The sequence below is a fragment of the Vibrio sp. R10-SG3-ISO10 genome (assembly GCF_059834185.1).
The window spans coordinates 130,129-140,695 of record NZ_JCBDHG010000007.1 but is presented as its reverse complement, the minus strand read 5'-3'; the positions used below and the strand labels follow the sequence as shown (position 1 = coordinate 140,695).

Sequence of the window (10,567 nt, the reverse complement as noted above, 5' to 3'; positions counted from 1 at the left end):
ATCTTAACTATATTGAAGCGCTGGTGGCGAAATCATCGCACTCGTAAGCAGTTGGAAGATTTGCCAGATCACCTTCTTGATGATCTTGGACTAACGAAAGAGCAATCGCATGAAGAAAGCATTCGACGTTTTTGGGATGAGTAATCCGTAAAAAGGGTTACTCTGCAATTTCACTGTGCAGCCAGTTGGCGAATGCAGCGATACGTTGTCGGCGAGGTGATTCACTATCGTAGAAAAGGTTGAACTGAATACCCGGCGTCATTCCAATATCAAACGGTTTAATGAGTAGCCCTCTTTCAATGTAGTCGCTTGCTAATGAATCAGATGCAAGGCAAGCGCCATGACCGGCCATAACGGCATTCATTGCATGGTCAAAAGTACTGACATCCATCCATTGAACGGACTCTTTATTCATCGTCACGCCTGCTTGAGCGAACCAGGTTTGCCAAGGGTAACCACCAGACTCATAGTGAATAAGCCATGTATTGAGTAGCTGTTCAGGGCTAGTAAGTTGGATAGTTTTGGCTAAATTGGGTGAGCAGAAGGGATAGATGGTTTCCTCAAATAGAAACTCTTTATGCAGCTTTTGGTCAATGTTGATATCCAGTTCTTCCCCCTGCCATACCGCAAGGTCAGCGTCGCCTTGCTTGAGGTTTGGGGCATCACAACTGGTGATGATGCGAATCGGGATGTTTGGGTGCTGAGTAGAAAATTTCCACAGTCTCGGCAGTAGCCAACGCGAAGCAAACGAAGGAGTAGAGCTGACACACAGCAAGCCTTCTACCGGTTCACTTTGGATTTGATTGAGGCCACTGATGATGTTTTCAAAACCTTGGGAGACATGTTTAAACAAGATTTTCCCTTGTTCTGTTAAACGCATTTCCCTGCCTTCACGGACAAACAGTTTACAGCCTAAGCCGTCTTCTAGCTGACGAATCTTCTGACTGACAGCCGCTTGGCTAATAAATAGCTCTTCGGCAGCGCGACTATAGCTGTTTAATCTCGCAGCCACCTCAAAGTAGCGTAAACCCGGTAAGTGATGCAGCCTTGCATCCATATCCACTTCCTATGTTTGGTCCGAATGAATTGGCATCATAATCGGTTTAGTAACAAAAGCAAAAGGAGAGCGTATGCTCTCCTTTGGATTGAGTTAGTGAAGATTAATCTTCCCACACCACGAGTTGTCCTTTTGGCCAGTTATGACCAATGTCGTGGTATTTTTGTTCTAGAACATGACGTTTGATCTTAAGCGTTGGCGTCAAGATACCATTCTCAATACTCCACGGGTCTTTGATCATTAGCACGCCTTTGATCTGCTCGTGAGATTCAAGGTCGGCGTTCATTTTCGCAATGACCTTTTTGGTTGTTCTCTCGTAACGCTCTTTATCGAAGTTCGGGAAGTCATGCGGAACAACGAGCAGAATAGGTGCTGGAAGACCAAGCCCTATCAAACACATCATTTCGACTCGACTGTATTCAAACAGTTTTTTCTCGATTGGTACAGGTGCAACAAACTTGCCTTTAGCAGTCTTAAAGGTATCTTTCTTACGACCTTGAATCGTTAGATAGCCTTCACTATCAATAAAGCCGATGTCGCCTGTATGTAGCCAGCCTTCAGCATTGAATGACTCTTGCGTTGCAATATCATTTTTGTAGTAGCCAGAGAACAGACCTTTGCCTCGAACCAAGATCTCTTCATCTTCGGCGATCTTAAGCTCAATACCAGGACCTGCATTGCCGACACTACCTATTTTGTCTGCGCGGAATGGGTAGTTGAGCGTACTGTAGGCAAATGACTCTGTCATGCCCCATGCTTCGGTGATATGTAGACCAACGCTGTGATACCACTCAAGTAGAGCAGGTGAAACTGGCGCAGAACCACAGCCGAGTACACGTGCTTGATCTAATCCCAAGCCTTCTGCGAGTTTCTTCTTAATCAGAGAGTTTACAAACGGTATCTTAAGCAGAATGTTGAGTTTTTTCTGCGGTAGCTTGTCTTGAATACGTTGCTGGAACAGAGTCCATAGGCGAGGAACTGAGATGAACAGCGTTGGGCGCTGCATTTTCACGTCTTCGATAAAGGTATCTAAAGACTCAGGGAAGGCGGTTTGAACGCCACCCATGATCGATGAACCAAAGATGTAAACGCGTTCAGTGATGTGTGCTAACGGCAGATAAGAGAACAAGCGATCGTTTTCTTGGATACCGATATGATTAATAAGCTGTTGAACTGACCAACTGAATGCGCCGTAGGTCAGCATTGCGCCTTTAGGTAGACCAGAAGTACCAGAGGTGTATACCAATGACATTAACTTATCATCATAATGTTCTGGACGAGTCTCACTAGGCTGAGCTGAAGCAATTAACTCTTTGAACTGATATTTACAGTTTGGCGCAGTATCATAAGGTAGTGAGATAGTAATGACATCAGGCTTAGAGTCGGTCACTTGCTGCGTCGCAGCGGCGTCATCTAACTTACCTCCAATCAAGACCTTACTTTCACTATGCGTTAAACAGTATTCGATTGTATCCGCCCCCGCAGTAGGGAAGATAGGGACACTTACAAAATCACCAAGCATCATCGCTAAGTCACAAATAAACCATTCTGCACAGTTTTTTGAGACTAAGGCGACTTTATCGCGAGGCTGAACCCCTAGATCATTTAACGCACTAACTAGCTTCAATGCCTGATCGGCGACTTCAGCATAGGTATATTCAACAAACTTTCGATTGATGGTTTGCTTGAGATAAACCTCGTTTGGGCGTTCCTCAGCCCATTTTAGGATCATCTCGTTTGGTGGTGGGAGAGCACAGGTTGGTTTGCTTAACTCGTTAGGCTGAATCATTCTCTAACTCCATGTTATTTGCAAAGTTATGTTTATATTTTTATTGTTAATAGATTGTTAACTCTAGCATGTTAGTCTAAGCGGAGGAAAGTGCAAGTCGCGAGTTTTCGTGCATCTTGTGAACAATATACGTAAACCCGTTCAATATGTATAAGTCTAGAATATGAAAGATTTCCTCGTTATCTACTACTAGTGTAGTTGACGGTAGATAGCCGGGCTGATACCGGTCTTCTTTTTAAAGATACGAGAAAAGTAGGAGACATCGTTATAACCGCATTGAAAAGCGATAAATGAAATCTTTTCTTTTCGGTCGTTGGTGAGAAGGTGCTTAGCGAGATTGATTCTTTTTAAGGTCAGGTAATCGCGAAAACTAACCCCGATAGTTTTATGAAAAAATTTTGAAAAATAAGTGACTGAATAGTGACAATATTCTGCTACATCTTCCTCTCTAATTGTTCTGGATAGATTTTTCTCTATGTACCTCAGCATTTCGACTAGATCTTTACTGATATGTTTTTGAGATTGTTTCTCAACTAATTTATGGATGTCTAGAACTTCTTGATGCTTAGTAAACTGATAATAAACTTGTTTATTAAGCTCATCAGACCATAACCTTACGTCATCATTATTTATAGAGAAGGAAGAAAATACCACGTCTAACTGACTTATTTCTTCTGGAATTTCGTCATTACAGACAACAATTAAGTGTTTATCTAAGTTTTGGCACAGCTTAACTGCGGTATGCATTAAAGAAGCAAAGGGCTCTTCAAAATAAAAAAAACAGAAGTGTATATCTGGCTCACTGAGTACTGATACATCATAACCGTAATCTAGAATGTGGAAATGTCTTTCTAAATCTCTTACCAGATCTTTTTCGATATAAGTAACTGATTTTCCGAGCCAGTAGCCTTTATGTAGTACTTCCACTGTATGCAGTCCTTAGTCATCTTAATTAGAATAATGAGGAACTATAAGGTTGAGCTTAGTATGAGATTATGAGGTTGACCAATCACACTATTGAGTTTTAACAAACTTATATGCCCTTTTTTGGTTGATGGGGGTCACACTTTTCTGTCGTTGTAATTTTGTCAAGTATCAAGAATGAGAAAGTGTATAATGTTTGTGGTGTTTTTATAATTTTAGCTTGGATTGTTGATTATTTCTTTTTTAATCATTTATTTGTAATATTAAAAATATTTAGAGTAATTATTTTAATTGATAAAATTGTGCGCTTAATAGGACAAAAAAGTCCAAATCGTATTTGAAGGTTGAGCAAAAAAATACCAAAGATGGACAAAATAATCCTAACTCTTATCTGTGAATAACTCTAAATTATCAATAAGCGCTACAGCTTAATGAACTTTGGAAGGAGACATATCATGAGCAAGCTTATTAAAAACATCACAGCATTTATGAAAGACGAAGAAGGTTTGACAGTTGTTGAGTACGTTGTAGGTGCAGGCCTACTCGTTGCAGGATTAGCGGGTATTTTTGGCACATTCAGTACAACCCTAGAAACTGAGCTTGGCACTGTATTTGCTGATGAATAGCCGAGAGTACAAGGTAAAAGTATCACCTCTCAATCGATAGTTTATGACCCATAGTGAGCCCACTATGGGTCTTTTGTGCTAGGGAGCATAAGGAGGTTTTTGTGTCTGTATCAGATTTTTTAAAGGATGAAGAAGGACTTACCGTCGTTGAATATGTAGTGGGGGCTGGTCTGATAGTTGTCGGCTTTGCTGGTTTATTTGTTGCGTTTAGAGGAATACTAACTGCCGAATTTGCGACTATATTTAACTAATAATAAAGCCTTATAACGGAGCGGTTAAATGGATGTATTAGTTTGGGTCGTCTTATTTGCAGTAGCCGTTTCTGATGCTAAGGAACATAGAATTCCTAATACTTTTTTATTAACGATTATTGTTATTGTTTTCATAAACAATGCTTTCGTTGTCGGTGATTTTTCTCTTTTAGCATGGTCTTTATTTAGTGGTATTACTTGTTTTATATGCGCCTTGATTCTTTACTTATTAAAAGTTATGGCTCCTGGGGACGTAAAACTAATGGGAGTAGTCGGCTTTTGGTTAGGTAGTGAGCACACGTTAAATGCTGTGTTTTGGATTGCAGTTTCTAGCGTAATGATAGGGTTGTTGTACGCACTTCAGAGAATGGCGCAAAGCCCAGAACAAACTAAAGTACTAATAAAAAAATACTCGATCTTTGCATTGTATGGCGTTTCTTCTACTAAAGCTCTAGGTGAGAAAAGAAGCATGGACGAGCGCTACAGAATGCCATTTGCTCCAGTCGTAGTCGTAGGAGTAGCACTTTCTCAGTATTTTTAAGCACTTACCTTGATGAGACAAGGAGTCTCTATGGTTCAGTCGACAGTTCAAGCAAAGCATAGGGTAGAACTTACACCTCAAGCCTCCGCACCCTCTGTACCGGTTTCTTTTGATGCTTTGGAATTACCTAAAGCCGTTGTCGAGAATCTGCTTCTTAAACACCTCGCAGCATACCCCAAATCTGACATTCTTCACCTGACCAAGTTGATGTGTATTAACAGCCACATGATTGAAGATATGCTCAGCGACCTGAGAGCTAAGTCCCAAGTTGAAGTGTATCAAGCACAGGGTTCAGGTTTCGCTGCCTCCTCTGCTGGCAACATACGTTATGGTCTCTCAGAACAAGGTATGCAGGAAGCGGATACTGCTTTTGCCAAAGATGCTTACCTAGGTCCCGTCCCGGTTTCTTTAACTAGTTACGATGCGATGGTCAAGTCTCAGGATGTAAGAGCAAAAATGGTCAATCGCCAAGATGTTACTTATGCCTTAGAGGAAGTACTTGGTGCTGAGAGAATGACTGGTGTTTTAGGTCCGGCAATAAACTCGGGCAGAGCGCTGCTTCTTTATGGCGATGCAGGTACTGGTAAAACGTTTGTTGCGACTCGTTTACTGAATTCTCTTAATACGTCTGTCTATGTTCCTTATGCTGTCTATGCAGCGGGAAACATCATCAAAGTATTTTCTCCCCAGCACCACAAACGGGTTAGAAGTGCTGAAAATCAGTCCATAACATTTAAAGAACAGTTTGACCGTCGATGGTGTCTATGTGAGCGACCCAGTATCCAAGTTGGTGGTGAGTTGACCATGGATATGCTTGAGGTCAACCACAGTGAGCATAACCGAGTTTGGATGGCCCCTCTCCAAATGATGGCAAATAATGGCATTTTCATCATTGATGACTTGGGTCGTCAAACTATGCCTGTTGCTACATTGCTTAACCGCTGGATAGTACCGATGGAGTACTTCTATGATTATCTATCACTGCCAAATGGACAACAAATCACGATTCCATTTATTTTAACTCTGGCCTTTTCTACGAACTTAGATCCGGAAAAGATCAGTGACCCCGCTTTTTTACGTCGATTAGGCTACAAAATTCAATTTGGTCCTTTATTGGAAACAGAGTATCGCCAATTGTGGGACCAATTTTCTAAAGGTCGTCAGCTTGAGCTTGCTGACGACTGCATACCATCACTTTTAGAGTTACATCGTCAGCATAGCGTTGGCTTTTATCCTTGTATTCCAAAGGATTTAGTAGGTATCAGCCGAGATATTATAGTTTTCGAAGAAGTTGCCCCGGTCATTACCTCCGAGATCGTCTGCCGCGCATGGGAAGTTTATTTTACTGCTGATGGCAAAGGAGGAGGTGCTCGATGAGTCGAAACCAAGTGATCTTACTATTTTTACTCTCTATTGCATTTGGACTTGGAGCGGTTTTTTTTGCCAAGCAGTGGATGGATCGGCAACTGACACCACAAACCGAAGTTGAAGTGGTCGAACGTGAGCCTGTAATTGTGGCTGCCCAAGAAATACCGGCTGGCAGCGTTATTGAAGAACAACATATTAGCTCAAAACTGATCGAAGTATCTTGGCGAGATGATTCGCAGTTTGATTCTGGAGAAGAGCTGCTTGGACAGGTTGCTGCGACAACTATTTACCCAGGGGAAGTTGTTAACCGGAATCGGCTAGCCAACTCTGGAGAAGGTTCAACGCTAGCGGCACTGATACCAGAGAGCAAGAGAGCCGTTACGATACGAGTGAATGATGTTATTGGTGTTGCGGGTTTCTTATTACCCGGCAACAGAGTTGATGTGCTGAATACCATTAGCTATAGCGCGACATCAGCAACAACCCTAACTGTTTTAAAAGACATTAGAGTATTAGCGGTAGACCAAACCGCCAGAACTAAAGAAAACAAACCCATTATTGTTAGAGCAGTGACTTTAGAAGTGTCACCAAGAGAAGCTGAGAAGCTTTTATCAGCGCAAAGTAAGGGGGAGATTCAACTCGCCCTTCGCAATCCTCACGAAGAGGAGAAGCCTGTTAAAAGATACGTTGCACCAAGTGTCACCATCCTTAAAGGCACAGAGAAAAGCAACATCAGAGTCAAGGATTGAGGTGAGCTATGCGTAAGATAATCATACTAATAAGTGTTTTTTTATTGAGTACGTTACATGTACATAGCGCGACTCAATCGGGAAAAGTGGTTAAGGTGCCACATCATAAATCAACTCATGTCACTTTAGCGGGTAAAGCAAAACGCGTTTCTTTAGGCGACCCAGAAGTGCTTGATATTGTGATGCTTAAATCAAACGAAGTGTTCTTAATTGGTAAAAAACTAGGCTCAACCAACTTGATGGCTTGGGACAGTCGAGGCCAGTTGATTGAATCGATCAATATTGAAGTCACCCATGACTTGAATAGCCTAAAAGCTAAACTATTTGAGTTTTTACCTAATGAACAGATCGAAGTTCACAGTGCTCAGAATCGTTTGATCCTAAGTGGGCAAATCAGTAACCAAGCGGCAATGAATATCGCATTGCGAGTCGCAGAGACTTACGCTGTAGGGCAAGAGGCTGATGAAGCGAAAGAGTCCTTGAGTGAGCAAACGTCTCAAACTGGAGTGATTAACCTAATGACCATAGGTGGTGCGCAACAAGTGCTACTTGAAGTCACCGTTGCTGAAGTGCAAAGAAGCCTAGTGCGTAAGTTTGATGCAAACTTTCAGTTTTTGCAGCAAAGCGGCAATTTTTCTTGGGGAGGAACGTCAGCAGGCGGTTCTTTACCGACATTGCCAGGAAGTCCAGGCTCTGTGACTCCTGTATTTAACGCACCCGCTATAGATACGACAGGCTTATTGGGCTCTTTTATTGACAGTAATACCCTCTTCTCATTTGCGTTAGATATTGCTAAACAAAATGGAACCGCCAAGGTCTTGGCAGAGCCGAATTTAACCGCGCTCAGTGGTGCTAAAGCTGAATTCTTAGCCGGTGGTGAGTTCCCAATACCGGTACCCGATAAGGATGGAATTACCATTGCTTATAAGGAATATGGTGTTGGTCTCAAGTTTATCCCCACGGTGTTAAGCGATCAGAAAATTAATCTTAACTTGGCGATTGATGTGAGTGAAATCGCCAATACGTCATCTTTGGTATTAGACCCTAACTTTACTAACAGCACCTATATTATCCCACCTATTACCCGTCGTAGCGCATCTTCGACATTGGAAATGGCCGATGGTCAGACAATCGGTATTGCTGGCTTAATTAGTGAAAACGTTCGTGACATCGTTAATGAAATGCCGGGGTTTAGTGATATTCCTATCCTTGGTCAGATGTTCAATAGTCAAGAGTACATTTCAGGTGAAACTGAATTAGTTATTTTGGTCACTCCGCGATTAGCTAAACCTGTGGACCGCCGCCGTGTAACTCTTCCGACCGATTCATTTGTTGAGCCGAATGACTTTGAATATTACTTACTTGGGCGTGGTGCTTATATAGCTCCTGCAAACACGGCTAAGCCAAACGATAACACTGAGCCAGAATATGTTGACCATACCAAAGGTGGTACGGAAGGCACATTTGGACACAGTCTATAGGGGGCGACATGAAACATACGAAAGTAATTACAGGTGTGATTTTTCTATCTCTACTGCTCTTTGGGTGTGTCAATAATGCAGAGCGGTTGGGTGGCCATGTGGCGAAACTGACAAAAGAACAAACGTACAACCCTAATGCAACTCAGGACAATTTAGGGGTTATTCCGACCGGTAGTGGTGAACGAATGGAAGGTGCTTATCAAGTTTATACTGGTAAACAAGATGCAGAGCTAACAGGTAGTGATAGTCAGTTTTTGGAAAGTGATAGTTCTAAACGTTGAACACTTAACTCGCGTCCTGCTGATAGACGTGCAGCTTAAACATTCGTTAGTTGTGTGTTAACTCTGACAGATGATGATGTGTTTCCTACAATTAGTTATGTAAGAGCAAGAGTGGTGATTTTTAATTATCAATACACAGGGTTATTGAGTTTCATCAACTTAACAGGGGTGTTGGCTGTTCCTGAGTTTGAAACGATTCGACCGAGAGAAAAATTAGGTCATCACCGAACATCGGATGGCAACAGTAGTAGTTCAAATTGCTAGGAGGCAAATATGGGAGAGGCTGTGAAGATAACGCCAAATGGAAGTGCTCCGCTAAGATTAAAAACCAATCTTACGATTTGGGTGTTCTACTCGTCTGACTCTTTTCATTTGCATATCAGTCACGAGCTTTCTAAATGCCAAAGCATCAGCTACGAAATGATCTCTTTTCATGGGCTAGTTGTTGCTAATTTAGCCCACTTTTCACCGCCAGACTTAATCTTCGTTGAAACGGGTCCCAACTGGGCGCAGAAAATTGTCGAACTGCAAAACTATGAAGCGCCTGAATCTAATGGTGATAATCATGAAGCGTCACTGATTGTGTTTGGCAATGAGAATGACAATGGAGCATTGAAGATCTCTTTGCGTATCGGGGCGGCAGACTTCGTGTCGAATACCGCGCAAATTGAAGAGCTAATACCGCTACTCAAAAATGTTGCTGAAGAAAAAGTGGCAAGTCGTAATTTGGGTGAACTATTGGTGTTTATGAATACCAAAGGTGGCTCTGGCGCTTCGACAATAGCACTTAACTCTGCAATCAAATTGGCAAATCGAAATCCTGAAAAAGTATTATTGCTCGACTTAGATCTTCAATTTGGTGTGGTGAATGACTACTTGAGTTTAAACCCAACATATAGCATGACTGACGCTCTAGCCAACGTCTCCGATTTAGATGAGGTCGCATTAGGCACATTCGTCACTAAGCATTCCAGTGGCTTGCATATTCTTTCTTTCAAACGAGAGAACAGCCATGAAAACTACGAAAAAGCCAAGTACTTAAATAAGTTGATGCCCTTACTGCGAGAACATTATCCTTATGTGATTGTCGATCTTTCGCGAGGGTTAGATCGTCTATTTGCTCCTGTGTTGGCACCTGCGACCAAAGTTTACCTGATCGCGCAACAAAACTTAGTCGCGATTAAAAACACCACCCAAATGATCAAGCTATTGTCGTTTGAATTCGGTATTAGCAAAGAACAGCTAGAAATTGTGATTAACCGCTATGAGAAGCGTCAGTCCATTCGACTCAAAGATATTAAAGGAACTGTTGGTGATATTTCTCTTCATGTCATTCCAAATGAGTTCAAAGTGGCATTAGAAAGTGCCAACTTAGGTCGTCCATTTATTGAAGCCAAAAAAAGCAGTTCGATTTCGAAATCAATTAGCCGCTTTGTAGAGTCTATTTCCCCACAGACTGAAGAGAAAAAAGGTTGGTTTAAGCGGTTATTCTCATAACTT

The 10,567-nt window shown here is 42.0% G+C and carries 12 protein-coding genes; 9 read left to right on the top strand and 3 right to left on the bottom strand.

Annotated elements, in window-relative coordinates; all coding sequences use genetic code 11:
* The first annotated feature begins 12 nt into the window (after positions 1-12).
* Positions 13-144, top strand: a complete 132-nt coding sequence (locus tag AC6R16_RS04395; protein ID WP_500673703.1) for a YjiS-like domain-containing protein — start codon at positions 13-15, stop codon at positions 142-144.
* A gap of 13 nt (positions 145-157) precedes the next feature.
* Here AC6R16_RS04395 and AC6R16_RS04390 read toward each other — a convergent pair whose 3' ends face one another.
* From AC6R16_RS04390 to AC6R16_RS04380, 3 genes are all read right to left on the bottom strand, one after another.
* Positions 158-1,057, bottom strand: coding sequence for a LysR substrate-binding domain-containing protein (locus tag AC6R16_RS04390; RefSeq protein WP_500639378.1), 900 nt, complete (start codon positions 1,055-1,057; stop codon positions 158-160).
* 103 nt (positions 1,058-1,160) lie between these two features.
* Positions 1,161-2,846, bottom strand: coding sequence for an AMP-binding protein (locus AC6R16_RS04385; RefSeq protein WP_500673701.1), 1,686 nt, complete (start codon positions 2,844-2,846; stop codon positions 1,161-1,163).
* Between the two features lie 189 nt (positions 2,847-3,035).
* Complete coding sequence (locus AC6R16_RS04380; protein ID WP_500639380.1) at positions 3,036-3,773, bottom strand: helix-turn-helix domain-containing protein; 738 nt, start codon at positions 3,771-3,773, stop codon at positions 3,036-3,038.
* A 452-nt stretch (positions 3,774-4,225) separates the two neighbouring features.
* Between AC6R16_RS04380 and AC6R16_RS04375 the strand changes: the two genes are divergently transcribed.
* The 8 genes from AC6R16_RS04375 (at position 4,226) to AC6R16_RS04340 (ending at position 10,564) form a co-directional block, all read left to right on the top strand.
* On the top strand, positions 4,226-4,396 hold the full coding sequence (locus tag AC6R16_RS04375) for a Flp family type IVb pilin (protein ID WP_171382600.1): 171 nt from the start codon (positions 4,226-4,228) through the stop codon (positions 4,394-4,396).
* A 101-nt stretch (positions 4,397-4,497) separates the two neighbouring features.
* A complete protein-coding gene (locus tag AC6R16_RS04370) occupies positions 4,498-4,647 on the top strand; it encodes a Flp family type IVb pilin (protein ID WP_004747820.1) in 150 nt (49 codons plus the stop codon).
* 28 nt (positions 4,648-4,675) lie between these two features.
* Positions 4,676-5,188, top strand: coding sequence for an A24 family peptidase (locus AC6R16_RS04365; protein ID WP_500639381.1), 513 nt, complete (start codon positions 4,676-4,678; stop codon positions 5,186-5,188).
* A 30-nt stretch (positions 5,189-5,218) separates the two neighbouring features.
* Positions 5,219-6,565 (top strand): ATP-binding protein, encoded by a 1,347-nt coding sequence (locus AC6R16_RS04360; RefSeq protein WP_500639382.1) that lies wholly within the window; start codon positions 5,219-5,221, stop codon positions 6,563-6,565.
* Positions 6,562-7,305 (top strand): Flp pilus assembly protein CpaB, encoded by a 744-nt coding sequence (gene cpaB, locus AC6R16_RS04355; protein ID WP_239826453.1) that lies wholly within the window; start codon positions 6,562-6,564, stop codon positions 7,303-7,305. The genes AC6R16_RS04360 and cpaB overlap by 4 nt, the downstream gene beginning before the upstream one ends.
* Positions 7,306-7,313: 8 nt before the next feature.
* The gene (locus AC6R16_RS04350) at positions 7,314-8,786 is read left to right on the top strand and encodes a type II and III secretion system protein family protein (protein ID WP_500639383.1); all 1,473 of its coding nucleotides are present in this window, start codon (positions 7,314-7,316) and stop codon (positions 8,784-8,786) included.
* A gap of 8 nt (positions 8,787-8,794) precedes the next feature.
* Positions 8,795-9,067 (top strand): hypothetical protein, encoded by a 273-nt coding sequence (locus AC6R16_RS04345; protein WP_486794578.1) that lies wholly within the window; start codon positions 8,795-8,797, stop codon positions 9,065-9,067.
* A 273-nt stretch (positions 9,068-9,340) separates the two neighbouring features.
* The gene (locus AC6R16_RS04340) at positions 9,341-10,564 is read left to right on the top strand and encodes an AAA family ATPase (protein WP_500639384.1); all 1,224 of its coding nucleotides are present in this window, start codon (positions 9,341-9,343) and stop codon (positions 10,562-10,564) included.
* The last annotated feature ends 3 nt before the right edge of the window (positions 10,565-10,567 follow it).

Excerpts from the sequence above, each read along its gene's own strand:
- AC6R16_RS04390 (WP_500639378.1), bottom strand. The coding sequence starts at position 1,057 with ATGGATGCAAGGCTGCATCACTTACCGGGTTTACGCTACTTTGAGGTG.
- AC6R16_RS04385 (WP_500673701.1), bottom strand. The coding sequence starts at position 2,846 with ATGATTCAGCCTAACGAGTTAAGCAAACCAACCTGTGCTCTCCCACCA.
- AC6R16_RS04375 (WP_171382600.1), top strand. The coding sequence starts at position 4,226 with ATGAGCAAGCTTATTAAAAACATCACAGCATTTATGAAAGACGAAGAA.
- AC6R16_RS04365 (WP_500639381.1), top strand. The coding sequence starts at position 4,676 with ATGGATGTATTAGTTTGGGTCGTCTTATTTGCAGTAGCCGTTTCTGAT.
- AC6R16_RS04360 (WP_500639382.1), top strand. The coding sequence starts at position 5,219 with ATGGTTCAGTCGACAGTTCAAGCAAAGCATAGGGTAGAACTTACACCT.
- cpaB (WP_239826453.1), top strand. The coding sequence starts at position 6,562 with ATGAGTCGAAACCAAGTGATCTTACTATTTTTACTCTCTATTGCATTT.
- AC6R16_RS04350 (WP_500639383.1), top strand. The coding sequence starts at position 7,314 with ATGCGTAAGATAATCATACTAATAAGTGTTTTTTTATTGAGTACGTTA.
- AC6R16_RS04345 (WP_486794578.1), top strand. The coding sequence starts at position 8,795 with ATGAAACATACGAAAGTAATTACAGGTGTGATTTTTCTATCTCTACTG.
- AC6R16_RS04340 (WP_500639384.1), top strand. The coding sequence starts at position 9,341 with ATGGGAGAGGCTGTGAAGATAACGCCAAATGGAAGTGCTCCGCTAAGA.